Genomic DNA, 26973 nt, shown 5'->3' with positions numbered 1-26973 from the left:
GCAGGAGAACTCATGCCTCTGGCCATCCTCCGGTCCCCGGCGGGCCGCCTGGCCGCCGTCGCGGCGGCGGTCTCCCTGGCCGCGCCGGCCCTCGCCCTCGCGGTGCCCGCCACCCAGGCCTCGGCGGCCGCGGGTTGCGCCGTGACCTATGCGACCAACGACTGGTCGGGTGGTTTCACCGCGGCGGTCACGATCCAGAACCTCGGTGACGCGGTCGGGGGGTGGACTTTGGGCTTCGCCTTTCCCACCTCGGGTCAGAAGGTGACCGACGGCTGGGCGGCCACCTGGACGCAGAGCGGGCAGAACGTCACGGCCAGGAACCTCGACTGGAACGCCTCCATCCCCACCGGCGGGTCGGTGTCGGTCGGCTTCAACGGCACCTGGTCGGGCTCCAACCCCAAACCCGCCTCCTTCACCCTCAACGGCGTCACCTGCACCGGCGCCACCGGCACCCCGACACCCACCCCCACTCCGACCGCCACGCCGACCCCCACCCGCACACCGACCCCCACTCCCACCCCCACGCCGACCCCGACTCCCACTCCCACGGGCGGCGGTTCGAGTCCGATCGGCTGGGCCGCGATGAACGGCGGCACCACGGGCGGTGGCGCCGCCGTGACGGTCACGGTGTCCAGCGCCTCGGCGCTGTCGGGCGCGATCTCGGGGTCCTCCGCCTCGGTGGTGAGGGTGACCGGGACGATCTCGTGCTCGGGCATGCTCACGGTCGGGTCGAACAAGACGATCGTCGGCGCGTCCGGGGCCACCATCGCCGGTTGCGGCCTGAACGTGTCCGGTGCGAAGAACGTGATCATCAAGAATCTGGTCTTCCGCGACTGGAGCGACGACGCCGTCAACGTCCAGCACTCGACGAACGTGTGGATCGACCACAACACGCTCTCCCACGGATACGACGGCGCGATCGACATCAAGCGGGCCAGCGACTACGTGACCGTCTCGTGGAACCACGTCTTCGACCACGACAAGACGATGCTGCTCGGCCACAGCGACGACAACGGGGCGGAGGACCGCGGCCACCTGCGGGTGACCTACCACCACAACTGGTTCGACGGCACCGTCCAGCGCCATCCCCGGGTGCGCTTCGGCAACCCCGTGCACGTGTTCAACAACTACTACTACGACAACAGCGGGTACGGCGTGGCCTCGACCGTGGAGGCCGGCGTGCTGGTCGAGGGCAACTACTTCGAGAACGTCGCCGACCCCTATCACCGCGGTGAGGGGTCCTCTCCCGGCGGCAACCTCGTCGCGCGCGACAACTACAAGGTGAACTCGGGAGCCGGCGACACCGGCGGCGGCGTCGCCTCCATCCCCTACTCCTACACGCTGGACAGCCCGTCGAGTGTCAAGTCCATCGTGAGGAGCGGGGCCGGCGCGCACTGACCGCCGGCCATCCCCGCCGCCGTGCCGGCCTCCGGCACGGCGGCGCTCGTCGCCGATCCGGCGGCCGGACTAGCCGCGAGACGCGGTGGGAGGGCGGCGCTCCAGCGGGGGACCGTCCACGGAGCAGTGGCTCCTGGACGCGGGCGGAGGGGTGGCGGTGAGCACGTTCGTCCTGATGGTGACGAATGTGACCGCCGCGGCGACGGCCATCATGGCGGCGCTCACCAGCATCGAGGTGTGGAAGCCGCGGGTGAAGGCCACGGGGGAGTCGTACGCCTCGCCGGTCAGGCCCACGAGCGGCGGGACGGCGGCGACGGCGAGGAGGCCCCCCGTTCTGGCCAGGGCGTTGTTGACGCCGCTGGCCACGCCGGCGTACCGCTCCTGGGCCGTGGCGAGCACGGTGGCGGTGAGCGGGGCGACGGCGGCGGACAGGCCGAGCCCGAACACGACCGCCGCGGGCACCACGTCCGCCAGGTACGACGAGCCCGGCCCGATCCGGCTCATCAGCAGCAGCCCGGCGGCGCACAGGAGGATGCCGATCGTCATGGGCAGGCGCGGCCCCACCCGCCGGGCCAGCTCGCCGGCGCGGGCCGACAGCAGCAGCATCAGGATCGTGACCGGGAGCATCGCCGACCCGGCGGCGATCGGGGAGAAGCCGGCCGACACCTGGAGCTGGACGACCAGCAGGAAGAACACCAGGCCCATCGCCGCGTACATGACGAGGGTCACGATGTTGACCGCGGTGAAGACGCGCGAGGCGAAGACCCCCACGGGGACCAGCGCGTCGGGCGAGCGCCGGGTCTCCACGACCACGAAGCAGGCGGCCAGGACGAGCCCCGCGGCGAGCGGCAGCAGTCCGTCGCCCGCGAGGATCAGGCCGTAGGTCAGCCCGGCGAGCGCGGGCGCGGCGAGGACGGTCCCGAGCACGTCGAAGCGGCCGTGCGGCCCGGCGTCGCGGGTCTCGGGCACGTGGCGGGCGGCCACGCCGACCACGACGGCCGCGAGCGGCAGGTTGAGCAGGAACACCCATCGCCAGCCGGCGGTCTCGACCAGCCAGCCGCCGAGCAGCGGCCCGACGGCCGCGGCGACGCCGCCGAGCCCGGACCAGGCGCCGACGGCGCGGGGCCGGTCGTCCGGGACGAAGCTGGCCTGGATGATCGCGAGCGAGCCGGGGATCAGCAGCGCGCCGCCGACTCCCTGGAGCGCCCGGGCGAGCACGAGCACCGTGATGTTGGGCGCGAGCCCGCACAGCGCGGAGGCGAGCGCGAACCAGGCCACGCCCACCACGAAGATCTTCCGCCGGCCGAGCCGGTCGCCGAGCGACCCGCCGAGCAGGATCAGGGACGCCATCGTGAGGGTGTAGGCGTTGACGGTCCACTGGAGGCCGGACATCCCGGCGTGGAGATCGCGGCCGAGCGCGGGGAGGGCGACGTTGACGACGGTGCCGTCGAGGGTGGCGATGCCCGACCCGAGGACCGTGGTGAGCAGCACCCACCGGCCGGTGCCCGACGCGAGTCGGATATGTCCGGTATCCATATGGGTCATCCTGCGGCATCCGCGAGGGTGCTCCCGCCCATCGACTGGCGGTGATTACACAATTACGATCGCTCACAGCGAACGGGCGCAAACTAGGGAACACGATCGCACTCCTGTTAGTTGAGTCGGCATAACTCAACCTTTGGAGTTCGCATGTCACAGATCCTTCCCGTCCTTCCGCTGGACGACGAGGTCGTCCTGCCCGGCATGGTGGTTCCTCTTGATCTGTCGGCCTCCGAGGTCCGGGCCGCCATCGAGGCCGCGCGGGCCAGCGGCGAGAGCCGGGTGCTCCTCGTGCCCCGCGTGGACGGCCGGTACGGCGCCATCGGCGTCGCCGCCGTCGTCGAGCAGGTCGGGCGGCTGCCCGGCGGCGAGCCGGCCGCCGTGGTCCGCGGCGTCGACCGCATGCGGGTCGGCACCGGCACCACCGGCCCGGGCGCGGCGCTCTGGGTGGAGGCCTCGGTGCTGGACCAGGTTCCCGCCGGCTCCCGGGCCGAGGACCTGGTCAAGGAGTACAAGGCCCTGACGACCACGATCCTGCAGAAGCGCGGGGCGTGGCAGGTCGTCGACGCGGTCAACCAGATGGAGGACCCGGCGGTGCTGGCCGACAGCGCGGGCTACGCTCCGTGGCTGTCCACGCCGCAGAAGCTCCTGCTGCTGGAGACCCTCGACCCGGCCGAGCGGCTCGACAAGCTCGTCGGCTGGGCGCGCGACCACCTGGCCGAGCTGGACGTCGCGGAGACCATCCGCAAGGACGTCCAGGAGGGCATGGAGAAGCAGCAGCGCGAGTTCCTGCTCCGTCAGCAGCTCGCGGCCGTCCGCAAGGAGCTGGCCGAGCTGAACGGCGACCCCTCCGACGAGGAGGAGGACTACCGGTCCCGCATCGAGGCGGCCGACCTTCCCGAGAAGGTGCGCACGGCCGCGCTCAAGGAGGTCGACAAGCTGGAGCGGACGTCCGACCAGTCGCCCGAGACCGGCTGGATCCGCACCTGGCTCGACACGCTGCTCGACATCCCGTGGAACGTGCACACGACCGACGAGTACGACATCGCCGGCGCCCGGGCGGTGCTGGACGCCGACCACACCGGGCTCGACGACGTGAAGGACCGCATCGTGGAGTACCTCGCGGTCCGCAAGCGCCGGGCCGACCAGGGTCTGGGCGTCGTCGGCGGGCGCCGCAGCGGCGCCGTGCTCGCGCTGGCCGGTCCTCCCGGAGTCGGCAAGACCTCGCTCGGCGAGTCGGTCGCCCGGGCCATGGGCCGGAAGTTCGTCCGCGTCGCCCTCGGCGGCGTGCGCGACGAGGCGGAGATCCGCGGCCACCGGCGCACCTACGTCGGCGCGCTGCCGGGCCGCGTCGTCCGCGCGATCCGCGAGGCCGGCTCGATGAACCCGGTCGTGCTGCTCGACGAGATCGACAAGGTCGGCGCCGACTACCGGGGCGACCCGACGGCCGCCCTCCTGGAGGTCCTCGACCCGGCGCAGAACCACACGTTCCGCGACCACTACCTGGAGGTCGAGCTCGACCTCAGCGACGTGCTGTTCCTGGCCACGGCCAACGTCCTGGAGCAGATCCCCGGGCCGCTGCTGGACCGCATGGAGATCGTCACGCTCGACGGCTACACCGAGGACGAGAAGGTCGCCATCGCGCGCGACCACCTGCTCCCGCGTCAGCTGGAGAAGGCCGGCCTCACCGTCGAGGACGTGTCGATCGACGAGGGCGCGCTGCGCCGCCTGGCCGGCGAGTACACCCGCGAGGCGGGCGTCCGCTCGCTGGAGCGCTCGCTCGCCCGGATCCTGCGCAAGGTGACCGCGAAGGTCGCCCTGGACCAGACGGCGCTGCCGGTCGCGGTCGCGGCGGACAACCTGGTCGACTACCTGGGCCGGCCCCGGTTCGTGCCGGAGTCGTCCCTGCCCGAGGCGCGGCAGCGCACCTCGGTGCCCGGCGTGGCGACCGGCCTGGCCGTCACCGGCGCGGGCGGCGACGTCCTGTACGTCGAGGCGTCGCTGGCCGACCCGGAGACGGGCTCGACCGGCGTGACCCTGACGGGCCAGCTGGGCGACGTGATGAAGGAGTCGGCGCAGATCGCGCTGTCCTACCTCCGCTCGCGCGGGGTGGAGCTCGAACTGCCGGTCGGCTCGCTCAAGGACCGGTCCGTGCACATCCACGTGCCCGCGGGCGCGGTGCCGAAGGACGGCCCGTCGGCCGGCGTCACCATGACGACCGCCCTCGCGTCGCTGCTGTCGGGACGGCCGGTGCGCGGCGACGTCGCGATGACGGGCGAGGTCTCCCTCACCGGGCGGGTCCTGCCGATCGGGGGCGTCAAGCAGAAGCTGCTCGCCGCCCACCGGGCCGGGATCACCACGGTGCTCATCCCGGCGCGCAACGAGCCCGACCTGGACGACGTCCCGGCCGAGGTGCTGGCCGACCTCACCGTCCACGCGGTGAGCGACGTCCGCGAGGTCCTCGGCCTCGCCCTCGCCCCCGCGACCGTCGGGCAGCACGCCGCCGCCTGACCGCGCTCAACGCACGGCCCGCGCCTCGTTCCCGGGGCGCGGGCCGTTCCGCGTCGCGAGGTCGCGGGGCCACGGGCCGCGGGCCGTTCCGCGTCGCGGGGCCACGGGTGTGGCTCCTACCGCCGCCCCGGCAAACCGAGTAACGTTCGGTCATGCACCCTGGAGCGATCGCGGCGGTGACGCCGGACAAGCCCGCGGTGATCATGGCCGGCTCGGGCCGCGTGATCACGTTCAGGGAGCTCGACGAGGAGTCCAACCGCCTGGCGCACCTGTTCCGCGCCGCGGGTCTCCGGCCGGGCGACCACGTCGCGTTCATGCTGGAGAACCACCCGCTCTTCCTCGTCGTCGCGTGGGCCGCCCACCGGTCGGGGCTCTACTACACGGCGATCAGCACGCGGCTGCAGTCCGAGGAGCTGGCGTACATCGTCGACAACTGCGAGGCGAGGATCTTCATCTCCTCGGCGGCGCTGGCCGAGGTCGCGACCTCGATCACCGAGGCCACCCCGCGCGTGGAGCTGCGGCTCATGATCGACGGCGTTGCCCCCGGCTTCCGCTCGTACGAGGAGGCGACGGCGGGGCAGCCCGCGACGCCGATCGAGGACGAGTGCCAGGGCGTGGACATGCTCTACTCCTCCGGCACCACCGGACGGCCCAAGGGGGTCAAGCCGACGCTGAGCAAGGCGGACATGGACTTCGCCGGGCCGCTGGTGCGGCTCGTGCAGTTCCTGTTCGCGCCGTCATCCGGCAGCGTGTACCTGTCGCCCGCCCCGCTCTACCACGCCGCGCCGCTGCGGTACTGCATGACGTTCCAGCGGCTCGGGGCGACCGTCGTCGTGATGGAGAAATTCGACCCGGAGAAGGCCCTGGAGCTGATCGAGCGCCACCGCGTCACCCACTCCCAGTGGGTGCCGACGATGTTCGTCAAGATGCTCAAGCTTCCCGAGGAGGCGCGCGGCCGGTACGACCTGTCGTCGCTGACGTGCGCCATCCACGCGGCCGCGCCCTGTCCCGTCGAGGTCAAGGAGCGGATGCTCGAGTGGTGGGGGCCGGTCGTCCACGAGTACTACGCCGGCACCGAGGGCAACGGCTTCCTCTACGTCGGCCCGGAGGACTGGCTCAAGCACAAGGGCACGGTGGGCCGCCCGCTGCTCGGGGCCGTGCACGTGTGCGACGAGCAGGGCGACGAGCTGCCGCCGGGTGAGCACGGCACGGTGTACTTCTCCGACGGGCCGCGGTTCGTCTACCACGGCGACCCCGGCAAGACCCGGGCGGCCCAGGACCCGCGGGGCCGGGGCTGGACCACCCTGGGCGACATCGGGTACGTCGACGAGGAGGGCTTCCTCTACCTCACCGACCGGCGCTCGTACATGATCATCTCTGGCGGGGTGAACATCTACCCGCAGGAGGCGGAGAACGTCCTCGCGCTGCATCCCAAGGTCGCCGACGTCGCCGTCTTCGGCGTACCAGACCCGGAGATGGGCGAGCAGGTGAAGGCCGTCGTCCAGCCGGCCTCTCCGGAGGAGGCCGGCCCGGACCTGGAGGCCGAGCTGATCGAGTACTGCCGGGCCCGCCTCGCCCACTACAAGTGCCCGAGGTCCGTCGACTTCCGCGACGAGCTTCCCCGCCATCCGACAGGAAAGCTTTACAAGCGCCTTCTCAAGGACGAGTACTGGCCCCCGACGTCCTGATATAAGGAGCGCGTACGGCCTGGTGGGAGCGTGCGACTGATCGCTTAGCGCGGCCTTATCGCGGGTTTGCGAAAGTAGTCGTGTACCGGCGGAGAGCCGGGATTACCGGCAGATCCATTGAGGGGGATGGCGATGAGCTCACAAGAGCACGTTCCCGGCAACGAGAACACCGACGTACTCCCCGGTCACGGCTGGAGCCAGTTCGGCAGGACTCCGCCGCAGCACGGGCAGTACGGTGGCCAGCAGTCGTACGGGGGCGGCTATGGCGGATACGGCGGGTACGGCCCGCAGGGGCCCTTCGACACGGCGGCGCTGCCGGGGCCTGGCGCACCGCAGAAGGCGAGGCTGACCGGCAGGCAGAAGGCCGGAGCCGGCCTCGCCCTCGTCGCGGTGGCCCTGGGCGGCGGGGCGACGGGGGCCCTCGTCGCGAACGCCACCAACGGCGGCCAGACGGTCATCTCCAGCCCCGTCGTGAGCCCCGCCTCGAACACCTCGGCCAACACGATCGCGGCGGTCGCCAAGGCGATCATGCCGTCCGTCGTGTCGATCAAGGTGACGACGCAGAACGGCGGGGGTGAGGGGTCGGGGGTCATCCTGTCGGCCGACGGGCTGATCCTGACCAACAACCACGTCGTCGCCGACGCGCAGGGCGGCACGGTGACGGTGAAGTTCAGCGACGGCAAGACGGCCTCGGCCGTCGTCAAGGGCACCGACCCGACGACCGACCTCGCGGTCATCCAGGCGCAGAGCGTCTCCGGCCTGACCCCCGCCTCCCTCGGCGACAGCGACAAGCTCCAGGTGGGCGACGCCGTCCTGGCGATCGGCAGCCCGCTGGGCCTGGAGGGCTCGGTCACCTCGGGCATCATCAGCGCCCTGGACCGGACCCTCACCGAGGGCCCGGAACAGCAGCAGCAGCCGCAGTTCCCGTGGGGCCTGGAGCAGCCGCAGCAGCAGCAACAGCAGGGCACCACGATCGGCGGCATGATCCAGACCGACGCGGCCATCAACCCCGGCAACTCGGGTGGCGCGCTCGTCAACGCGGCGGGCCAGGTGGTCGGCGTCAACACCGCCATCGCCACCTCGGGCTCCAGCTCGGGCAACATCGGCGTCGGCTTCGCGATCCCCATCAACACCGCGAAGCTGGTCGCCCAGCAGCTCATCAAGACCGGCAAGGTCAGCCACGCGTTCCTTGGCGTGAGCGTGGCCGACGCGACCGGCGACACCTCGGGCGCCGTGATCAGCTCGATCACCGCCGGCAGCCCGGCCGACAAGGCCGGCCTGAAGGAGGGCGACCTGGTCACGAAGATCAACGACACCCAGGTGGACGGCGCGGAGGCCCTGGTCGGCGCGATCCGCAGCGCCCGGCCCGGCGACAAGGTCACGATCGTCTACACCCGGGACGGCAGGAGCTCGACCGTCACCGCCACGCTGGCGGAGCAGTCGGCCGGCTGACGGCCCGGCGTCCGTCGCCGGTGAGCCCCCGTCGCGGGAGGCTCACCGGCGACGCCGTTTTCCGGCACGCGCAGGGCGGTGTGATCCGGCGTCAGCGTTGGCGGGTCATCGCCTCCGACTCCCACAGGTCCCGGTAGTAGCCGGGTGCGGTCACCAGGTCCGCGTGGGGGCCGCGCTGGACGACCCGGCCGGCCTCCAGCACGACGATCTCGTCCACCTGCTCCAGGCCGCGCAGCCGGTGGGTGACCAGCAGCGTCGTGCGGCCGCGGGTGGCGTCGAGCAGATCGGCCATGAGCAGGTCGGCCGTCTCCTCGTCCAGCGCCTCGGCGGGCTCGTCCAGCAGCAGGACGGACGGGTCGAACAGCAGCGCCCGGGCCAGCGCGAGCCGCTGAAGCTGGCCCCCCGACACCGTGCGGCCGTCCTCGCCGAGGACCGTGTCCCAGCCGGTCCGCTCGGCCCACGCCTCCAGCCGGGCCCGCCGCACGGCCTCGGACAGCTCCTCGGCGGTGGCCTCCGGGCCGGCCAGGCGCAGGTTGTCCCGGACGGACGCCTGGAAGACGTACGGGTCCTGGGTGAGGCCGGTGATCCTCGCCCGCACGTCGTCGGACCGGTACCGCCGGACGTCGACCCCGTTGACGAGGACCTCGCCCGACTCGATCTCCACGGTGCGCATCAACGCCGACAGCAGCGTGCTCTTGCCCGCGCCGCTGGGCCCGACCACGGCGACCCGCCTGCCGGGGGTGAGCGTGAGGCTCACCCCGTCGAGCGCGGGCTCGCGGCCGCCGTGCCGCACCACCAGGTCGCGGACCTCCACGGTCAGCGGCGGCTCCGGCGGGGGAGCGGGGTCGGCGGGCTCGGTCACCGCGGGCGGCGTCGCGCGGATCTCCCGCAGCCGGCGCAGCGCCGCCAGGACGCCGGAGAACCGCTCGCCCGCGGCCGCCAGCGGCAGCACCGGCTCGAACGACACCAGCGCCGCCAGCGCGAGCACGGCGGCCGGGACGCGTGCCAGCCCGGCGGCCTGGGCCGCCAGCACCACGCCGACGACGGTCAGCCCCTGCGCCAGCATCCCGATCCCGAGCGCGACGGCGTTGATCCAGGCCTGCCCCCGCTCCAGCCGTCCGAGCCGCCCGTCCGCCGCCATCGCCGCAGACAGGGCCCGGCCCCCGGCGCCGTACGCCGCGAGGTCGGCGGCGCCGTGCACCAGGTCGGCCACCCGGGCGGCCAGCTCGGCGCGGGCCGGGGCGATCGTCGCCGACCGGCGCCGGGCGGCGGCCGCCGTGGCGGCGGGCAGCAGGAGCCCCGCGACGAGCAGGCCGGCGGCCAGCACGAGCGCCGCGGCGGGCAGCAGGAACCCGGCGAGGATCACGGCGGCGACGCCGGTCACGAGGGCGGCGGCGGCCGGGAGCAGGCACCGGACGAGCAGGTCCTGGACGGCGTCGGTGTCGTCCACCATCCGGCTGAGCAGGTCGGCGCCCCGCTGCGGCAGCGGCCCCGCCGGGATCAGGGCCTCGTAGAGCCCCTCCCGCGTCCCGGCCTGGGCGCGCAGCGCCACGTCGTGCCCGGCCAGGCGCTCGCCGTACCGGAAGACGCCCCGCGTGGTCGCGAACGCCCGCACGGCCACGATCGCCACGGACAGGGCGGCCAGCGGCGGCTGCTCGGCGGCCCTCGTGATGAGCCACGCGGCCGACGCGATCAGCGCCACCCCCGCGAGGTCGGCGGCGGCTCCCGCGAGCGCGGCGAGGACCAGTCTGCGGGTCGTTCCCGCCGCCCGTACGGGTCCGAGGTGCGCGGTCACGTCGTCGTCCCCTCGTTGGCGTGGGCGGATCCGGCGCCCGCGGGCGCGACGAGCCGGCCGCCCTCGACGCGGACGACGCGGTCGGCCAGGTCGATCATGGCGGGCCGGTGGGCGACGATGATCGCCGTACGGCCCTCGGCCAGCCGCCTGGTGGCCTCGATGACGGCCGCCTCGCTCCGGCCGTCGAGCCGGGCGGTCGGCTCGTCCAGGAGCAGCACCTCGGCGGAGGGGCGGCAGAACGCGCGGGCGAGCGCCACCCGCTGCCGCTGCCCGGCCGACAGGTCGGCCCCCCGCTCTCCGAGGACCGTGTCGTACCCCTCGGGCAGGCCGTCGACGAACTCCGCGGCCTGCGCGGCCGCGGCCGCGGCTCGCACCCGCCCGGCGTCGGCGCCGGAGCCGAGCGCGATGTTGTCGGCGACCGACGACGCGAACAGGTGCGGCCGCTGCGGCACGAACGCGAGCCGGCGCCGCCACGCGTCGAGGTCGAGCGAGGCCAGGTCGGCGCCGCCGACCAGCACGCGGCCCTCCGACGGCGCGACGAACCCCATCAGCAGGTGCAGCAGCGTGCTCTTCCCGGCGCCGCTGGGGCCGACGACGGCGACCCGCTCGCCCGGCGCGATGACGAGCGAGACGTCCCGCAGCGCGGCGTCCTCCCGGCCGGGGTAGCGCACGGTCACCCCCTCCAGCCGGATCTCCGGCGGGGAGGGCGCAGCCTCCCCGGCCGTCTCCCCACGGGGAGACGGCGCTGGACCGGGCGACGGCTCCCGGCCGTCGCCGATGACGGCGAACGCCTCGTCCGCGGCCGCCACGCCCTCCATCGCGGCGTGGAACCTCGTGCCCATGACCCGCAGCGGCAGGTACGCCTCGGGGGCGAGGAGCAGGACGAGCAGCGCGGTGTGGAGGTCGAGGGACCCCGACAGCAGCCGCAGGCCCACCGGCACGGCGACCAGGGCGAGGGACAGCGACGCCACCAGTTCGAGCACGAGCGACGACAGGAACGCCACCCGGAGCGTCCGCATCGTCGCCGCCCGGTGGGCCTCGGCGACCTCCCGGATGACCGACGCCTGGTAGCGCGCCCGCCCGAACGCCCGCAGGGTCGGCAGGCCGCGCACCACGTCCAGGAAGTGGCCGCCGAGCCGGGCCAGCGCCCGCCACTGCCGTTCGGTCACGGCCTTCGTGGTCCACCCGACGAGGGCCCCGAAGACCGGGATCAGCGGCAGCGTGAGCAGCACGATGACCGCCGTCTGCAGATCGGCCGCGAACAGCCGGACCAGGACGGCGACCGGCACCACCCCGGCCACCGCGACGGCCGGCAGGTAGCCGGTCAGGTACGGGTCGAGCGCGTCGAGGCCGCGCCCGGCCAGGGTGACCAGCTCGCCCGACCGGTACGAGGCCGGGCCCAGCTCCTGGAACCGGGACAGCAGCCGCCGGCGCAGCACGGACTTGAGCGCGGTCGCCGTGCGGCCGGCGAAGACGCCCTGGCCGAAGCCGAGCAGTCCGCGCGCCGCGACCACCAGGGCCAGGGGGAACAGCGCGGCGACGGCGAACGCGCCCGAGAGCACCCCGGCCAGCAGTTCCGCCTGGACGATGACGAGCAGGCCGGCCGCCACCGCCGCGCCGAGGCAGGCTGCCAGGTGGAGGCGGACGGCCGCCTCGGCCCGCGCCAGCCTCAGGAGATCCTTGTGCAAACGACGGTCCCCTCAGAAGAACGACGGCAGGGCGCCCCTCGAGAAGGTGCGCCACACCCATACTTGCGCGCCCACCAGGAGGGGGGCGAACGGCACCACCATGACACCGAGGACCGTCAGTGTCCCGTCCGGGGCGGCGTTCTCCAGCATGGCCGAGGCGAAGACGGCCGCCCCGGCCACGGCGGGCGTCGCCGCGAGGCACGCGGACAGCAGCAGGGCCCGCCCGTCGCGCCGGGCGCCGCGCACCGCCGGGTCCCCGGGGAGCCGCCAGGCCGCGAACGTCCGGCCGTGCACGGCGAACAGCGCGAGGACCACGAGGCCCGCCACGAGGCCGGGCAGGTCGAGCGGCGACCCCGGCAGCCCCCGGGCGATCGCGGCGAGGGCCGCGCCCCACGACAGCGCCAGCCCGGCCGAGCCCAGCCAGAGCGTGCCGTCCCAGAACGCCCGCCAGGCGGCGCCGTCGGCGCGGCGGCGGAACCACAGCCCGGCGTCCCGCAGGATCCACGACAGCAGCAGGGCCACCACCACGGGGTAGAGGCCGCTCAGCACGCGGCCCTCCAGCAAGGGGAACGCGCCGAACAGCAGCCCGGCCAGCGCGACCAGCCACACCTCGTTGGCGAGCACGAAGGGCGCCATCGCCGCGACCAGCCGGTCCCGCGCGGCCGGGGATCGCCCGAGGACGGGCAGCAGCACGCCGAGGCCGATGTCGAACCCCTCCAGGGCGAAGTAGCCGGCCAGCAGCACGGCGAAGGCCGCGAACCAGAAGATGTCCATGGGTGGGTCCTCAGAGCGAGTGGACGGGTGAGGGGAGCGGGCCGGCCGGGCGGTCGGGCGCGCCGAGGGCGACCTGCCCCGGCCCCCGCCGCACGGCTCGGGCGATCAGCGCGTAGTCGACCAGCGCGAGCAGCCCGAGCACGCCGGCGAACCCGGCGAACGACGCGGTGATCGCGGCCTTCGACAACCCGGGGGTGAGGGCGTCGGCCACGGTGAGCCTGCCGTACACGAGCCAGGGCTGGCGGCCGCCCTCGCGGACCAGCCAGCCGGCGATCGCCGCGACGAACGGCAGAGGCGTCAGCGCCATGAGGAACGGCTGGGGCCAGCGCCAACGGGGCAGCCAGTACAGCAGCGGCAGCAGCACGAACATCACGAGCAGCTGCCCGAGCTGTCCGACCGTGATCATCAGCCCGAGCGCCGGGCCCGCCACCGGCCCGTCGAACTTGCCCGGCTGGAGCTCGCCGACCGGCCCGAACTGCGCGTACCCGAACCCGACTGTGAACAGCGACCCGACGAAGGCGGTGACCACCCCCGTCCGCAGCGACCGGGTGAAGAACTCCCGGTCGGCGGTGCGCCGGAACAGCTGGTAGGCGCTGGCGCCCATGAGGACGAAGCCGCCGGCCCACAGACCGGCGCTGATCACGTGGGGGAGCGCGAAGACGAGGGTGGGGTTGGTGAACAGGGCGGCCGCGTCGACCAGCACCAGGCGCCCGCCCCGTTCGACCGACCCGGCCGGGTGCTGCAGGAACGCGTTGGCCGCCAGGACGAACAGCGCCGAGGCGTAGGCCGTCAGCGTCACCAGCCAGATGCAGGCCAGGTGGAGGCCGCGGGGCAGCCGGTGCCATCCGAAGATCCACAGCCCGAGGAACGTGGACTCCAGGAAGAAGGCGAGCAGCGTCTCCATCGCGAGGGGCGCCCCGAACACGTCGCCCGCGTAGTGCGACAGGCCGCTCCAGCTGAGCCCGAACTGGAACTCCATGACGAGCCCGGTGAAGATCCCGAGCGCGTAGTTGATCACGTAGATCTGTCCCCAGAAGCGGGTCATCCGCTCGTGCAGGGGCTTTCCGCTCAGCACGTGGCGGGTGTTCATGATCGCCACGAGTGGGGCCAGTCCCAGCGTGAGCACGACGAACAGGAAGTGGAGGCTTCCGGTCACCGCGAACTGCAGCCGGGCGAGGCCGACGACGTCCATCGATTCTCCTTGTGTCTGTCTACATATAGACAGCCTACATATAGAATCAGGGCGTGACGAACAGGGATAGGCTGCGGGCGTGAACGCCGACGCGCTCCGGGGCCACATGGACGCCCTGCTGCTCGCCGTCCTCGAACGCGAGCCGCTGCACGGGTACGCGATCATCGAGGCGCTGCGCGAGCGCAGCGGGGGCGCCCTCGACGTGCCGACGGGCACGGTCTATCCCGCGCTCCGGCGGCTGGAGCGGGCCGGCTACCTGGCGAGTGAGTGGGCGGTCACCGGCGGGCGCAGGCGCAGGACCTACCGCCTCACCGGCGACGGGCGCGCGGCGCTGGCGGGGGAGAGGTCGGCCTGGCGGTCGTTCACGAACGTGATCGGAAGCGTGCTCGACCCGCTGCGGTGAGCGCGGGCCGGCTCGTGTAGAGCAGGCAGCGGGCGGCGCTGTGGAGCTGCCAGGTCCAGAACCCGTAGCTGAGGGCCGTGACGACCGTGGCCGGGGCCTGGGCCATGTCGAGCGGGCCGTGCGCCACGCTCATGGCCATGCACATCGCCACCATGACGGGCATCTGCCCCCACACCAGCAGGCCCAGCCAGCGCGTGACCCGTGCCGGGCTGTCGAAGCGCCGGGCCCCGCGGCCGAGCGCCAGGAGGGCGAGACCGCCGACCACGCCCGTGAGGACCTGGGTGCAGTCCACCGTTCGGGCGACGGGAGTGAACCAGACGGGCTTCACGGTGCCCGCCGGCATGTCGGGGAAGATCTTCCAGATCACGCTCCACATGAGGGCGGTCAGCGGCACGCTCACGAACAGCAGCGCCGCCGTCCTGCGGCCCTGTCCGACGACGAGCTCCTGTTGGTAGCCCGGCGTGATGTCGCCGAGCGGGCCGAAGTCCTCGACCGCGAGGCGCTCCGCCTGCTCCCGGGGGAGGCCCTCGCACTCGTACGCCTCTGCCGCGTCCACCAGGCTGTCGCGCGCCTCGGTCACCAGGTCGCGCTTGGCCGCGGCCGGGCCGTGCAGCCCCCGGCGCAGCGCGGCAACGTAGTCGTCGATCGGACCCGCGTTCGCCATCGTCCCCCTCCTGCCGACGCAAGCCTAGGGCCGGCCCGCCGGAGCCCGCATCAGGGTGATCCCTGACCCCGGGGCGGGGAAACTCAGGGCCACGACAGGGGGCACGGGCCGGCAGGACCTCCGCCACCCGCTCCCCGGGGACCTCCGCGCCGGCCTTCCGGGCCGTACGGCACTGGCGGGCGCGGCCCTCGTGAGATGTCCTGAAACGGTGGAGACGTCCGCGAAAGGAGGCCCCGGTCCAGATCATCTCACCGGCGTGGATACCCTTGAGTGAGGAGGCCCCCCGCGTGTTCCCGCTGTGGTCCCTGAGGCCGCGGGAACTGCTGTTCTTTCTGGGTACAGGGTGGGCTGAGAGCCGGGTTTTCTGAGGACGTTTCGCCCTGGCAACACCCTGTTAACCCAGGTAGGCGACACTTGAAGCGGAGAGCGAGGCGGGACGTGAACCAGCCGAAGATCGTTGTGGGCATCAACGGGTCGATGGCGTCGCAGGCCGCGTTGCGGTGGGCCGCCGCCGAGGGCCTTCTGCGCGACGCGCGGGTCGAGGCCGTGTACGCATGGGAGTGGTCGGGCGGTCTGCACGCCCACTACGCCCCACTGTCGAACCGGACCTCCCGCGAGGACGAGCGCCAGGCCGCGCTCGACGTCGCCACCCAGGCCGTCCGCGAGCTGGGGGAGCACCACGTGACCCCGGTCGTCGTGGAGGGTCCGCCGGCCCAGGTGCTGCTCCGTTCGACGGCCGACGCCGACCTGCTCGTGCTGGGGGCCCACGAGGCCGAGTCCGAGCCGTACCCGGTGATCAACCCCGTCGTCTCCGCCTGCCTGCTGCGGGCGCGGTGCCCGGTCGTCGTCGTGCTTCCCGGCGTGACCCACGGCCACCCGCCGGCGGGCGTGCTGGCCGGCAGCCGCGCCTGACCCGTCCCTGCTGCGGGTGGCGTGACCGGCCCTCTTGGGGCTGACGTCATCGCCTTTTGGGACTTGCCGCCCTGCCGGACCTCGCCGCGGCGGCGCAGCATGAAGGCATGGAACCCAACGGGCCGGGCATCGTCGCCGGGTACGACGGCTCCGACTTCGCGATGCAGGCGCTCGACTGGGCCATGGACGAGGCCGAGTTCCGGGGCGTGCCGATCACCGTCTGCCACGCGTGGAGCTCCCCCTACGGCGAGGGCGAGGAGGAGGCGCGCGCGTCGCTGCGCCACGCCGCCGAGCACGTGCTGTGGCACGGCGCCGAGTGCGTCCGCCAGTGCACCAGCGGCGTCGGGGTGCGTGAGGACCTGTACGAGGGCCCGGCCGGGGAACGGCTGGTCGAGCTGTCCGCGGGCGCGGACCTCGTCGTCGTGGGCACCCGCGCGCCGGCCGGTCTGGCCCGCAGGGTCCTCGGCTCGGTCGCCGGGCACGTCGTGGCGCACGCCGTCTGCCCGGTCATCGTGGTCCGCGGCGCGGGGGCCCTGCCGCACCGGGCGAGCCCCGGACCGGTCGTCGTCGGGGTGGGCGGGGGAGACCCGCACGTGATCGAGTTCGCCTTCCGTGAGGCCGCCGTCCGGGCGCTGCCGCTCGTCGCCGTCCAGGCCTGGTCCCTGCCCACCGCCGTGTGGGGTGCCGGCATGGCGCCCCTCGTCATGTCGGAGGCGCCCGGTGCCGAGGCGACCGGCGCGCTGGAGGCGGCCGTCGAGCCCTGCCGGCGGCGCTTCCCCCAGGTCGAGGTCAGGCTCGACCTGGTCGAGGGCCCGGCCCGCGACGTCCTCGTCCGCGCGGCGGCGGGGGCGACCCTGCTGGTCGTCGGCGCGACCCGGTCCCCGGGGCTGCTGGGCCGGCTGGGGTCCGTCACCCGGCCCGTGCTCGGCTCCGCCCTGTGCCCGGTCGCCGTCGTGCACCCCTGACCCCGGCGGCTCAGCCGCTCAACGGATCGATGAAGTCCCGCTGGTGCTCGGGCGGCTCGCCCGGCTTGCCGCCGGCCCGCGGGTAGCGGAGGTCGAACGCCGGCCGCTCGGAGCGGATCGGCGGGATCGACAGGAAGTTGTGCCGCGGAGGCGGGCACGAGGTGACCCACTCCAGCGAGTTCCCGCTGCCCCACGGGTCGTCGACCGTGACCCGCTCACCGCGCCGCGCGGTCCACCAGATGTTGTAGAGGAACGGCAGCGTCGACAGGCCCAGCAGGAAGGCCCCCGCGCTGGAGATCTGGTTGAGGCCCGTGAAGCCGTCGTGGGGCGAGTAGTCGCCGTACCGGCGGGGCATGCCGATCACGCCCAGCCAGTGCTGGACCAGGAACGTCATGTGGAAGCCGATGAAGACCATCCAGAAGTGGATCTTGCCCAGCGTGTCGTTCAGCATCTTCCCCGTGAACTTGGGCCACCAGAAGTAGAACCCGGAGAACATGGCGAACACCACGGTGCCGAACAGCACGTAGTGGAAGTGGGCCACCACGAAGTAGCTGTCGGTCACGTGGAAGTCCAGCGGCGGCGACGCGAGGATGACGCCGGTGAGACCGCCGAGCAGGAACGTCACCAGGAACCCCACGGCGAACAGCATCGGCGACTCGAACGTGAGATGGCCCCGCCACATCGTGCCGGTCCAGTTGAAGAACTTCACCCCCGTGGGCACCGCGATCAGGAACGTCATCAGCGAGAAGAACGGCAGCAGGACCCGCCCGGTGGCGAACATGTGGTGGGCCCACACGGTCACCGACAGCGCCGTGATGGCGATCGTGGCGCCCACCATGCCGACGTACCCGAACAGCGGCTTGCGGCTGAAGACCGGGATGACCTCGGTCACGATGCCGAAGAACGGCAGCGCCACGATGTAGACCTCGGGATGCCCGAAGAACCAGAACAGGTGCTGCCACAGCAGCGGGCCGCCGGTCTGGGGGTCGTAGACGTGCGCCCCGAGCTTGCGGTCGGCCTCCAGCGCGAGCAGCGCGGCGGCGAGGACCGGGAACGCCAGCAGCACGAGGATCGACGTGAAGAAGACGTTCCACGTGAAGATCGGCATGCGGAACATGTGCATGCCGGGCGCCCGCATCGTGATGATCGTGGTGATGAAGTTGACCGCGCCGAGGATCGTGCCGAGGCCCGACAGCGCCAGGCCCATGATCCACAGGTCGCCGCCCAGGGTCGGCGTGAAGGCCGAGCGGGACAGCGGGGTGTAGGCCGTCCAGCCGAACGTCGGCGCGCCGCCGAGCACGAAGCCGCTGAGCACCATGATCCCGCCGAACAGGAACAGCCAGAAGCTCACCATGTTCAGCCGCGGGAACGCCACGTCGGGCGCGCCGATCTGCAGCGGCATGACCTCGTTGGCGAACCCGGCGAACAGTGGCGTCGCGAACAGCAGCAGCATGATCGTGCCGTGCATGGTGAACATCGCGTTGTACTGCTGCAACGTGACGAACTGCATCCCCGGTTCGGCGAGCTCGGCCCGGATGACCATGGCTGCCACGCCCGCGACGAGGAAGAAGACGAACGAGGAGATCAGGTACATGTGCCCGATCACCTTGTGGTCGGTGCTGGACATCCAGGATGCGATGAGCGCGCCCACCCGCCGCGTCCGAACAGGGGTGGGACGTACGGCCTGGGTGGTCATACGGCGGCTCCTTTCCGGAAGGAGGTCCCCTGCCCGAATACATGAGGATCACCGCACGCGGAATGCTGGGATTGTGCCGCTGGTTATGCCCGCTGAAGACCGGACGAAAGGAGTCGCCCGTGGCGACCATCGAGGTAACCGAGAAGAACTTCAACGACATCGCCGACAAAGGCATCGTACTGCTCGACTTCTGGGCTGCCTGGTGCGGCCCCTGCCGGGCGTTCGCCCCGATTTTCGAAAAGGCGTCCGAGTCCCACTCGGACATCACGTTCGGCAAGGTCGACACGGAGGCGCAGCCGGCGCTCTCCGAGGGCTTCGAGATCACCGCGATTCCCACGATCATGGCCATCCGTGACGGCATCGTGGTGTTCGCCCAGCCTGGCGCCCTCCCGGCTCCGGCGCTTGAGGATCTGATCAAGCAGCTGCGCGCGCTCGACATGGACTCCGTGCGCGCCCAGATCGAGGCCGAGAGCAAGAACAACTAGGCTCGCGTCACGGGCGCCCTCGGGCGCGGTGCCCCCGCGCCCGGCCCGGCCGTCCGGCCGGGCCGAGGGCCTCCCGAAGGATCCCGCGGACGAAGGATCCCGCGGACCAGGTGTGCGGGATCAGGTGTTGCGGTAGAGCTCGGCGACGCGGAAGGCGAGGTCGAGCGACTGGCCGCGGTTGAGACGCGGGTCGCAGGCCGTCTCGTAGCGCAGCGCCAGGTCCTCCTCCACGATCGCGTGGCCCCCGCCGACGCACTCGGTGACGTCGTCGCCGGTGAACTCGATGTGGATCCCGCCCGGGTGGGTGCCGAGCGCGTGGTGGACCTCGAAGAAGCCGGCCACCTCGTCGAGGACGTCGTCGAGGCGGCGGGTCTTGTGCCCGCTCGGGGCCTCGAACGTGTTGCCGTGCATCGGGTCGCAGATCCAGGCCACCGCCGCGCCGCTCGCCTGGACCTTCTCCACCAGGGTCGGCAGGGCGTCGCGCACCTTGCCCGCGCCCATGCGGCTGATGAAGGTCAGGCGGCCCGGCTCGTTGTCGGGGTTGAGCTTCTCGATGAGCGCGATCGCCTCTTCCGGCGTCGTGGTCGGGCCCAGCTTCACCCCGATGGGGTTGCGGATGCGGCTGAAGAACTCCACGTGAGCGCCGTCGAGCTGGCGGGTGCGCTCGCCGATCCAGACCATGTGCGCGGACACGTCGTACGGCAGGCCGGTGCGGGAGTCGATCCGGGTGAGCGCCCGGTCGTAGTCGAGGATGAGCGCCTCGTGCGAGGAGTAGAACTCCACCGTGTGGAACTCCTCCGGCTCGGCGCCGCAGGCCCGCATGAACGCCAGCGCCTGGTCGATCTCGCGGGCGAGCTGCTCGTAGCGGCGGCCCGCGGGCGACTCGGCGACGAAGTCCTGGTTCCAGGCGTGGACCTGGCGCAGGTCGGCGTACCCGCCCTTGGTGAAGGCCCGGGCCAGGTTGAGCGTCACCGCCGACGAGTGGTAGGCGCGCAGCAGCCGGGCCGGGTCGGGCCGGCGGGACTCCGGCGTGAAGTCGAAGCCGTTGACCATGTCGCCCCGGTAGGCCGGCAGCTCCACGCCGTCGCGGACCTCCATCGGCTTCGACCGGGGCTTGGCGAACTGCCCGGCCAGCCGGCCGATCTTCACCACGGGGACGCGGCCGGCGTAGGTGAGCACGATCGCCATCTGCAGCAGCGTCTTGAGCTTGTTGCGCACGTTCTCCGCGGTGGCGCCGGCGAAGGTCTCCGCGCAGTCGCCGCCCTGCAGCACGAACGCCTCGCCGCGGCTGACGGCCGCCAGGCTCGCCTTGAGCTGGTCGCACTCCCCGGCGAAGACCAGCGGAGGCAGGCCCTGCAGCTCGGCGACGACCCCGTCCAGCTCGCCGCGGTCCGGCCACTCCGGCTGCTGGGCGGCGGGCAGGTCACGCCACGTGTCGAGGTTGGTTGTGCTCACGACTCCCAAGGTTATTGCACGGGGTGCCCTTCTCACCCCTCACGTGTCCATTTGCTGAGATCCATTTTGAGATGACGGCAGACGTACGTGCTCGGGGAGCACCCCGTACGCGAGGAACCGCCGGGCCGCCTGGCGGACGAGGGGCAGCCGGGGAAGGGCCGTGGGCAGCCGCAGCGGCCGGGACTCCAGCGCCCGGCGGATCAGCACGCGCTGCACGATCCGCTGGGCGGCCTGGGTGACCGCCGTCGGCGGCGTCCGGCGCCGTTCGACCCGGGCCAGCAGGGCCTCGGGCGCCTCCCCCCGCAGCAGGGCGGGGCCGACGATGTTGGCGGTCGCGACCGCGTCCTGCACGGCGAGGTTGATGCCCACGCCGAAGATCGGCGACATGGCGTGCGCGGCGTCCCCGATCAGCAGCAGGCCCGGCAGGTGCCAGCGGCCGAGCCGGTTCACGGCGACGCGGAGGAAGCCGACCCCCTCGAAGTCGCGCAGCTCGGCGACCCGCCCGTCCAGGAACGGCATCAGCCGGACGGCCGTCCGGCGCAGGTCGTCCACGCCCCGCTCCTTGAGCCGGTCGAAGCCGCCCTTGGGAATGACGTAGGCGAGCTGCCAGTAGGTCTCCCTGTTGATCGCGACCATGAGGTGGCCGCTGGAGGCCCGGAGGAACGGCTGGTCGGGGTCGTCCGGCTCCCGCGGCAGCCGGAACCACACGACGTCCATCGGCGCGCCGAACTCCCGCGGCGCCAGCCCCGCCGCGCGCCGGACGTCGGACCCCCGCCCGTCGGCCCCCACGGTGAGGACCGCCTCGATCTCGTGCTCGGCGCCGCTCTCGTCGCGGTAGCGGACGCCCCTGACCGCGCCGTTCCGCCGCAGCAGGTCGACGACCTCGGCGTTCATCACCAGCCGGAAGTTGGGGTACTTGCTCGCCCGCGCCGTGACGAGGTCGAGGAAGTCCCACTGGGGGACGAAGGCGATGTACCGGTACTTCCCGTGCAGCTCGCGCAGGTCCGCGACGCGCATGACGCGGCCGTCGTCGGTCTCCAGGCTCATCGTGTACGCCTTGCGGTGCGGCAGCCGGTGGAAGTCGTCGGCCAGCCCCAGCTCGTCCAGCACCTGCAGCGTCGAGGGGTGGATCGTGTCCCCGCGGAAGTCGCGCAGGAAGTCCGCGTGCTTCTCCAGCAGCGTCACGTCGACCCCGGCCCGGGCGAGGAGCAGCCCGAGTACGGCTCCCGCGGGCCCGCCGCCCGCGATCACACATGTGGTCCGCATAATTCATCACCCGCTGAAATCATCTCACGCCGGCGGCCCGGGGTGCCAGACGACCCCCGGGGTGAGCCGGGGTCCGATCCGGCCGCGCTTTGGGCCTGGCGGGCTCGTGCCCCGTCCGGCCGCGCTTTTGGGCCTGGCGGGCTCGTGCCCCGGGCGCTAGCGTGGTGATCTCTGTCGTCCGACTGTGGGGGTTCCCGTGCGTGGTGACGTCTCGGCTCGCGGAGCGCTGCGCGTGACGGCGGCCGTGATGGCCATGTCCCTGGCGGCCGCCCTGACGGTCGGGGCTCCCGCCGCTGTCGCGGCGACCGGCGACTCCGAGCCGCACACGAACAACGGCTGCGGCGGCTCCCTCACGCTCGACGCCTGACCGCGTTCTCCGGCCCTCAGGCCGCCGGGAACGTGGGTCCCGACCGGGCGTCCACCTCCGGTAGGCCCCAGGACCTTCAGGGTTCCCCCGTGCCCATGCGCGTCGCCCGAGCCGTCCGGGGTCCGGAAGGCCGCGCCCCCGGCCGTACGGGCCGAGGGCGAGCGGGGAACGAGCGGGCGGGACGTCAGACGCGCAGGCCCGGGCCCGGCTGGGGGCGGCGGGAGCGCAGCACGTCGAGCGAGCGGGCGAGCGCCTGCGTGGCGAGGTCCCGGATGCGGGCGTACGACTCCTCCGGATACTGCCGCGGGCCGTTCTCCACCAGCAGGATGAGGTACAGGTAGACCCGGTAGAGGGCCATCCTGGTCACGGCTCCGCCCGTCAGGTCCAGGAGCGCCCCGGCCGACCGGTAGCCGGTCACCAGCGGGTCGTCCTCGCGGAGCTCCCCGAAGATCGTCGGCGTCACGAAGTCGGCCAGCGGGTCGCCCCAGAAGGCCCTCTCGTGGTCGATGAGCGCCTGGATCCGCTTGTCGGGGGTGAGGAACACGTTGCCGGGCCAGACGTCGAAGTGGACCAGCGCCGGCACGGTCACCTCGTCGAGCGCGGCCGCGTTCGTGTGCACGAGCCCCGCGATCTCCACGATCGACGCGGGCAGGGGGGTGCCGTAGTGGACGGCGTCGTCCAGCATGGCGCCGATCATCACGAGGAAGGCCTCGCGCCAGGTCGGCCCGGTCAGCCCCGCGTAGGGGTAGCCGTACACGTCGGAGCCGGGGATCGCGTGGAGGGCGGCCAGGTGGCGTCCCAGCTCGAACCGCAGCTCCCCCTCCTCGGCGGGGGTCAGCGAGGCCCGGTTCCACGGGACGCCGTCCAGGGCCGACAGGATCAGGTAGTCGCCGTCGAGCCGGGGGTCGTCGAAGGCGACGTGGATCAGCCGCGGCATCGGCAGCCCGGCCGGCTCCGCCAGGTGGTAGACCATCGCCTCGGTCCGCAGCAGGTTGCGCTCGTAGGTGAGCAGCCGCAGCCCCGGCGGCGGCCCGGCCTTGAGCACGACGGCCCTGCCGTCCTCCAGCTCCAGCCGCCAGACCGCGTTGGCGAACCCGTCGGCCAGCTCCTGCGACGACACCACCCCGCTGCCCAGGGCCTCCAGGGCGAGCGCGTCCAGCTCGGCGGCCGACATCCGCCGCTTCGTCCTGCTGTCCATTCAGGCGTCCCGGCCCGGGACGGAGATGGTCCAGGTGGCCTCGTGCTTGTCCCCGGGCTGCAGGACGATGAGGTCGACGCCCGAGTTGAACGCGTCCGGCGGGCACGTCATCGGCTCCACGGCCAGCCCCTCGTGGCCGAGGCCCGTTCCCGTGCATATCTGGACCCACGGCAGCGCCGTCGCGTCCCACGTCATCTCGACCTCGCCCGCCGGTCCCCGCACCGTCACCCGGCCGGTCGCGATCTCCGTGAACGCGTGGTCGACCGCCGTCTCCCCGATGAGCCGCGCCCGGCGGAAGTCGTACGGCGTGTCCGCCACGCCGGCCGACTCCGTCGGGGCGAGGGTCTCGTCGGTCAGCAGCACCCGGGAGGCCGGCAGGTCGAGCTCGTACTCGCGGACGTCCGGCCCGGCGAGCAGCCAGGGGTGCGGCCCGCAGCCGTACGGCGCGGGGGAGTCGCCGACGTTCTGCGCGGTCAGCGTCGTCGTCAGGCCGGCGGGGGACAGCGCGTGGCGGACCTCGAGGGCGATCCGGAACGGGTATCCCTCGACGGGCTCGATCGTCCGGGTCAGTCGCACGTGGCCGTGCTCGTCCTCGACCGAGAGCACCTCGGCGCACTCCCACCGGACGCCGGCGACCAGCCCGTGCAGGGCGTGCCCGCGCTCGGGCTCGTTCACCGGCAGGCGGTGCCGCCCGTCCCCGAAGGCGTACGTGCCGCCCACCACGCGGTTGGGCCAGGGGGCGAGCATCGTCCCGCTGTAGTAGGGGATCGGGCCGCCCTCCGGCCAGCTCGCCACCAGGTCGCGGTCGCCGTGGCGCAGCGCGCGCAGGGCCCCGCCCAGCTCGCTGACCACGGCCTGATAGCCGCCGCCGAGAAGTGTGTAGTCGGGCACGGGGGAGTCCTCTCGCTGACGCGACATCGGAAAACGGGACATTTCGCGGTACGGCAGGGACTTTATCCCAGCTCACCGGCCTTGATCCACGCCGGGTCCTCGGAGTGTGGGAGCGCTCCCATAGCGGGCTAAGTTAAGCCTTTCCGGCCGGGGCGTCAACCAATTCCCGGAATTGTTTCCGGGAGCGGTCCATCTCCACTCGATTCGCGGCCGAGCGGAAATGCGAATTACCGTCAGGGCGGGCCGGACGCGCTCCGCGGGGTGAAACTTTCAAAACGGGCGGCGGCACGACCATTCCCCTTCTACGGCAGGCCCGCCCGGCGCCCCGCGCCGCACACCCCCGTCGGCCGCGCATCCCGTCCACCGCCGCCCTACCCCTCGCCGCAACGCCCCGTCGGCAGAAGACCGGTCCCGCGGCCACCCCGCCCCTCGCCGCGACGTCGCCTCGGCGGTAGGCCGAAACGTTTCCCGCGGACGCCCCGCCCGCTCGCCGCGACGTCCCGTTGGCAGAAGGCAGGCCCCGCCTCCCACGGCCACCCCGAGCCTCGCCCCGTCCTGGTCGGCACGACGGCACACCAGCACGAGGGCACGCGGAAGCGGCCGGCGGCCCGGCCGCCGGCGGGCAGACCGCCGCAGGGTAGACCGCCGGTGGGCAGGCCGTCGGACGGGCCGGCGGCGTGCGGTCGCGGGGCCTCCCCGGGCGCCTGGAGGGCCGGGGCGCCGGGAGGGCCGGGGCACGAGTGGGACGGCGGGGCCTCGCCGGCGGCGGACCGCCGGCGAGGCCCCGCCGGAACGTGATCAGGAATACGGCCGGGAAAAACCCCGGAAAAGCGTCAGCGCAACTCGCCGCTCTTCACGACCTCACGGAACCACAGGGCGCTGTCCTTCGGAATGCGCCGCTGGTTCTCGTAATCGACGTACACGATGCCGAACCGCTGGCTGTATCCCTCGGCCCACTCGAAATTGTCGAGCAGCGACCAGACGTGGTAGCCCTCGACCCGGGCGCCCTCCCCGATGGCGCGGTGCATGGCGGTCAGGTGGTCGCGGAGGTAGGAGATCCGGCCCTCGTCGCGGACATGGCCGTCCGGGCCCGGGACGTCGAGCGTGGGCAGGCCGTTCTCCGTGATGACGATCGGGACGGACGGGTAGTCCCGCGTGAGCCGCGCCAGGATGTCGTACATGCCCTCGGGGTAGATCTCCAGCCAGTCGGCCTGCGCCTTCTCGTGCAGGAACACCCGCTCCCCGGAGCCGTCCACGAAGACCGGGGTGTAGTACTGCACGCCCAGGATGTCGATGGGCTCGCTGATCGTGACGAGGTCGCCCTCGAGGATGTGCTCGCGCATCGGGCTGCGCTCGGAGATCCAGCGCAGCGTGTCCTCCGGGTAGAAGCCCTTGAAGATCGGGTCGAGGTAGACCCGGTTCTCCAGGCCGTCCTGGTGCCGGGCCGCCTCCAGCGCCTCCGGGGTGTCGTCCGACGGGTAGGTGGGGTGGAGGTTCAGCGCCGGGCCGATACGGCGTCCCCGGTGCTGCTCGTGCAGGACCTGGGAGGCGAGCCCGTGGGCGAGCAGCAGGTGGTGGAGCGCGACGAAGGCGCGCCCGTCGTCCGTGAAGCCGGGGGCGTGGCTGCCGAAGCGGTACCCGCACTCGACGACCGTCTTGGGCTCGTTGATCGTCAGCCAGTCCCGGATGGGCAGCGCGTCGAACACGATCTCGGCGTAGTCGGCGAAGCGGGCCGCAGTGTCCCGGTTCTCCCAGCCGCCCCGGTCCTGGAGCTCCTGGGGGAGGTCCCAGTGGAACAGCGTGGCCATCGGACGGATGCCGCGCTCGGCGAGGCCGTCGACCAGCCGCCGGTAGTAGTCGAGCCCCTTCTGGTTGGGCTTGCCGGTGCCGGTGGGCTGGACCCGCGGCCAGGCGACGGAGAACCGGTAGCTGTCGAGGCCCAGGTCGGCCATGAGCTCGATGTCCTCGCCGTACCGGTGATACTGGTCCGCGCCCGGGTCCCCGGTGTCGCCGTCCTTGACGTTGCCGGGCACGGCGGCGAAGGTGTCCCAGACGGACGGCCCCCGGCCGTCCTCGCCTGTGGCGCCTTCCACCTGGTAGGCGGATGTCGCCGCACCCCACACGAAGTCGTCCGGGAACCGCAGGGCGTTCATGAGTCTCCTTGGGTGGGGATCGGTGATGCCTCGGGCGCGCGTCCGGCGGCGCCGAGGAAGTGTGCGGCCACGCGGCCGTTGATCATGCGGTTGGCGTGGGCGGGCGCGAGGCGGACGACGCGGTGCACGGCGAGGCCGCCGTCCGTCGCGGCCGCCTCCCGCGGCGGCGCGGCGAACGCCGCCGGGACCGTCCGGATGCCTGCCCGGTTTCCGGTGGGGGAGACGCCGGCGGGGACGGTGCGTCGCGCGCCGTCAGCGCTCACGTCACGGAAGGTGACCAGAGGGGTGGCCGCGCACGTCTCCGGCACGGGGCGGGGGTGGCTCTCGCTCGCGTCGCCGGCCTCGGCGAGCCACGCCACGAGGCGCCGGCTCACGCCGTCGGTGAGTTCGGGCACCCGGATCTCGGTCACGATGGCCTCCAGGCGGGACGCGCCTGTGGGAGCGCTCCCAAGAGCGTAGGAACCGCCCCCGATCCTGTCAA

At 72.9% G+C, this 26973-nt stretch carries 22 protein-coding genes; 9 read left to right on the top strand and 13 right to left on the bottom strand.

Annotation, left to right across the window (positions count from 1 at the left end):
* Window positions 1–12: 12 nt before the first annotated feature.
* Window positions 13–1398, top strand: coding sequence for a pectate lyase family protein (locus Mco01_RS23215; RefSeq protein WP_204059002.1), 1386 nt, complete (start codon window positions 13–15; stop codon window positions 1396–1398).
* Window positions 1399–1467: 69 nt separating this feature from the next.
* Here the strand turns inward: Mco01_RS23215 and Mco01_RS23210 are convergent, their stop codons facing one another.
* Window positions 1468–2934: an MFS transporter gene (locus Mco01_RS23210; RefSeq protein ID WP_239103851.1), complete on the bottom strand. Its 1467-nt coding sequence runs from the start codon at window positions 2932–2934 to the stop codon at window positions 1468–1470.
* Between the two features lie 153 nt (window positions 2935–3087).
* Here Mco01_RS23210 and lon point away from each other — a divergent pair, with 153 nt between their 5' ends.
* From lon to Mco01_RS23195, 3 genes are all read left to right on the top strand, one after another.
* Complete coding sequence (gene lon / locus Mco01_RS23205) at window positions 3088–5448, top strand: endopeptidase La (RefSeq protein ID WP_204059000.1); 2361 nt, start codon at window positions 3088–3090, stop codon at window positions 5446–5448.
* Window positions 5449–5600: 152 nt separating this feature from the next.
* Entirely contained in the window at window positions 5601–7136 is a 1536-nt protein-coding gene (locus Mco01_RS23200) for an AMP-binding protein (protein WP_204058999.1), read from the top strand.
* A gap of 132 nt (window positions 7137–7268) precedes the next feature.
* Entirely contained in the window at window positions 7269–8588 is a 1320-nt protein-coding gene (locus Mco01_RS23195; RefSeq protein ID WP_204058998.1) for a S1C family serine protease, read from the top strand.
* Window positions 8589–8679: 91 nt separating this feature from the next.
* Here Mco01_RS23195 and cydC read toward each other — a convergent pair whose 3' ends face one another.
* Genes cydC through Mco01_RS23175 form a run of 4 tightly spaced genes read right to left on the bottom strand, consistent with a single transcriptional unit; the run spans window position 8680 to window position 14037 of the window.
* Window positions 8680–10383 carry a thiol reductant ABC exporter subunit CydC gene (gene cydC, locus Mco01_RS23190; protein WP_204058997.1) on the bottom strand — a complete coding sequence of 568 codons (1704 nt, stop codon included), beginning with the start codon at window positions 10381–10383 and terminating at the stop codon, window positions 8680–8682.
* Complete coding sequence (gene cydD, locus Mco01_RS23185; RefSeq protein WP_204058996.1) at window positions 10380–12071, bottom strand: thiol reductant ABC exporter subunit CydD; 1692 nt, start codon at window positions 12069–12071, stop codon at window positions 10380–10382. Before cydD ends, cydC begins: the two co-directional genes overlap by 4 nt.
* Window positions 12072–12083: 12 nt before the next feature.
* The gene (locus Mco01_RS23180; RefSeq protein WP_204058995.1) at window positions 12084–12845 is read right to left on the bottom strand and encodes a cytochrome d ubiquinol oxidase subunit II; all 762 of its coding nucleotides are present in this window, start codon (window positions 12843–12845) and stop codon (window positions 12084–12086) included.
* Between the two features lie 10 nt (window positions 12846–12855).
* Window positions 12856–14037, bottom strand: coding sequence for a cytochrome ubiquinol oxidase subunit I (locus Mco01_RS23175; RefSeq protein WP_204058994.1), 1182 nt, complete (start codon window positions 14035–14037; stop codon window positions 12856–12858).
* A 79-nt stretch (window positions 14038–14116) separates the two neighbouring features.
* Between Mco01_RS23175 and Mco01_RS23170 the strand changes: the two genes are divergently transcribed.
* Complete coding sequence (locus Mco01_RS23170) at window positions 14117–14440, top strand: PadR family transcriptional regulator (protein WP_204058993.1); 324 nt, start codon at window positions 14117–14119, stop codon at window positions 14438–14440.
* Here Mco01_RS23170 and Mco01_RS23165 read toward each other — a convergent pair.
* Window positions 14400–15104 carry a permease prefix domain 1-containing protein gene (locus Mco01_RS23165; protein WP_204058992.1) on the bottom strand — a complete coding sequence of 235 codons (705 nt, stop codon included), beginning with the start codon at window positions 15102–15104 and terminating at the stop codon, window positions 14400–14402. The genes Mco01_RS23170 and Mco01_RS23165 overlap by 41 nt on opposite strands.
* A gap of 438 nt (window positions 15105–15542) precedes the next feature.
* On the opposite strand from Mco01_RS23165, the gene Mco01_RS23160 reads away from it, so the two are divergent.
* Both Mco01_RS23160 and Mco01_RS23155 read left to right on the top strand, forming a co-directional pair.
* Window positions 15543–16016: a universal stress protein gene (locus Mco01_RS23160; protein WP_051457694.1), complete on the top strand. Its 474-nt coding sequence runs from the start codon at window positions 15543–15545 to the stop codon at window positions 16014–16016.
* Window positions 16017–16123: 107 nt separating this feature from the next.
* Window positions 16124–16981: a universal stress protein gene (locus Mco01_RS23155; protein ID WP_204058991.1), complete on the top strand. Its 858-nt coding sequence runs from the start codon at window positions 16124–16126 to the stop codon at window positions 16979–16981.
* A gap of 10 nt (window positions 16982–16991) precedes the next feature.
* On the opposite strand, the gene ctaD is transcribed toward Mco01_RS23155, so the two are convergent.
* Window positions 16992–18677, bottom strand: coding sequence for an aa3-type cytochrome oxidase subunit I (gene ctaD / locus Mco01_RS23150; protein WP_204058990.1), 1686 nt, complete (start codon window positions 18675–18677; stop codon window positions 16992–16994).
* Window positions 18678–18796: 119 nt separating this feature from the next.
* Here ctaD and trxA point away from each other — a divergent pair, with 119 nt between their 5' ends.
* Entirely contained in the window at window positions 18797–19162 is a 366-nt protein-coding gene (gene trxA, locus Mco01_RS23145) for a thioredoxin (protein ID WP_204058989.1), read from the top strand.
* A gap of 120 nt (window positions 19163–19282) precedes the next feature.
* Here trxA and Mco01_RS23140 read toward each other — a convergent pair whose 3' ends face one another.
* Entirely contained in the window at window positions 19283–20617 is a 1335-nt protein-coding gene (locus Mco01_RS23140) for a class II 3-deoxy-7-phosphoheptulonate synthase (RefSeq protein WP_204058988.1), read from the bottom strand.
* Window positions 20618–20656: 39 nt separating this feature from the next.
* Complete coding sequence (locus Mco01_RS23135) at window positions 20657–21883, bottom strand: FAD-dependent oxidoreductase (RefSeq protein WP_239103850.1); 1227 nt, start codon at window positions 21881–21883, stop codon at window positions 20657–20659.
* 232 nt (window positions 21884–22115) lie between these two features.
* Here Mco01_RS23135 and Mco01_RS39860 point away from each other — a divergent pair, with 232 nt between their 5' ends.
* Window positions 22116–22250: a hypothetical protein gene (locus tag Mco01_RS39860; protein WP_269750536.1), complete on the top strand. Its 135-nt coding sequence runs from the start codon at window positions 22116–22118 to the stop codon at window positions 22248–22250.
* Between the two features lie 184 nt (window positions 22251–22434).
* On the opposite strand, the gene Mco01_RS23130 is transcribed toward Mco01_RS39860, so the two are convergent.
* From Mco01_RS23130 to Mco01_RS23115, 4 genes are all read right to left on the bottom strand, one after another.
* The gene (locus tag Mco01_RS23130) at window positions 22435–23448 is read right to left on the bottom strand and encodes a phosphotransferase family protein (RefSeq protein ID WP_204058987.1); all 1014 of its coding nucleotides are present in this window, start codon (window positions 23446–23448) and stop codon (window positions 22435–22437) included.
* The gene (locus Mco01_RS23125; protein ID WP_204058986.1) at window positions 23449–24366 is read right to left on the bottom strand and encodes an aldose 1-epimerase family protein; all 918 of its coding nucleotides are present in this window, start codon (window positions 24364–24366) and stop codon (window positions 23449–23451) included. It abuts the gene before it with no gap.
* 806 nt (window positions 24367–25172) lie between these two features.
* Complete coding sequence (locus Mco01_RS23120) at window positions 25173–26492, bottom strand: GH1 family beta-glucosidase (protein WP_204058985.1); 1320 nt, start codon at window positions 26490–26492, stop codon at window positions 25173–25175.
* Complete coding sequence (locus tag Mco01_RS23115; RefSeq protein ID WP_204058984.1) at window positions 26489–26902, bottom strand: hypothetical protein; 414 nt, start codon at window positions 26900–26902, stop codon at window positions 26489–26491. Before Mco01_RS23115 ends, Mco01_RS23120 begins: the two co-directional genes overlap by 4 nt.
* Window positions 26903–26973 lie beyond the last annotated feature (71 nt).

The sequence above is a fragment of the Microbispora corallina genome (assembly GCF_016863035.1).
Lineage (GTDB): Bacteria > Actinomycetota > Actinomycetes > Streptosporangiales > Streptosporangiaceae > Microbispora > Microbispora corallina.
Note: the sequence above shows the minus strand (reverse complement) of the source record. Positions and strands in the feature narration are given on the sequence as shown.

What these genes read in the sequence shown, in the direction of transcription:
- Mco01_RS23135 (WP_239103850.1), bottom strand. Translation starts at nt 21,883, where the DNA reads ATGCGGACCACATGTGTGATCGCGGGCGGCGGGCCCGCGGGAGCCGTA.
- Mco01_RS23210 (WP_239103851.1), bottom strand. Translation starts at nt 2,934, where the DNA reads ATGGATACCGGACATATCCGACTCGCGTCGGGCACCGGCCGGTGGGTG.
- Mco01_RS23165 (WP_204058992.1), bottom strand. Translation starts at nt 15,104, where the DNA reads ATGGCGAACGCGGGTCCGATCGACGACTACGTTGCCGCGCTGCGCCGG.
- Mco01_RS23215 (WP_204059002.1), top strand. Translation starts at nt 13, where the DNA reads ATGCCTCTGGCCATCCTCCGGTCCCCGGCGGGCCGCCTGGCCGCCGTC.
- lon (WP_204059000.1), top strand. Translation starts at nt 3,088, where the DNA reads ATGTCACAGATCCTTCCCGTCCTTCCGCTGGACGACGAGGTCGTCCTG.
- Mco01_RS23175 (WP_204058994.1), bottom strand. Translation starts at nt 14,037, where the DNA reads ATGGACGTCGTCGGCCTCGCCCGGCTGCAGTTCGCGGTGACCGGAAGC.
- ctaD (WP_204058990.1), bottom strand. Translation starts at nt 18,677, where the DNA reads ATGACCACCCAGGCCGTACGTCCCACCCCTGTTCGGACGCGGCGGGTG.
- Mco01_RS23130 (WP_204058987.1), bottom strand. Translation starts at nt 23,448, where the DNA reads ATGGACAGCAGGACGAAGCGGCGGATGTCGGCCGCCGAGCTGGACGCG.
- Mco01_RS23180 (WP_204058995.1), bottom strand. Translation starts at nt 12,845, where the DNA reads ATGGACATCTTCTGGTTCGCGGCCTTCGCCGTGCTGCTGGCCGGCTAC.
- Mco01_RS23200 (WP_204058999.1), top strand. Translation starts at nt 5,601, where the DNA reads ATGCACCCTGGAGCGATCGCGGCGGTGACGCCGGACAAGCCCGCGGTG.
- Mco01_RS23195 (WP_204058998.1), top strand. Translation starts at nt 7,269, where the DNA reads ATGAGCTCACAAGAGCACGTTCCCGGCAACGAGAACACCGACGTACTC.
- Mco01_RS23125 (WP_204058986.1), bottom strand. Translation starts at nt 24,366, where the DNA reads ATGTCGCGTCAGCGAGAGGACTCCCCCGTGCCCGACTACACACTTCTC.
- Mco01_RS23120 (WP_204058985.1), bottom strand. Translation starts at nt 26,492, where the DNA reads ATGAACGCCCTGCGGTTCCCGGACGACTTCGTGTGGGGTGCGGCGACA.
- Mco01_RS23155 (WP_204058991.1), top strand. Translation starts at nt 16,124, where the DNA reads ATGGAACCCAACGGGCCGGGCATCGTCGCCGGGTACGACGGCTCCGAC.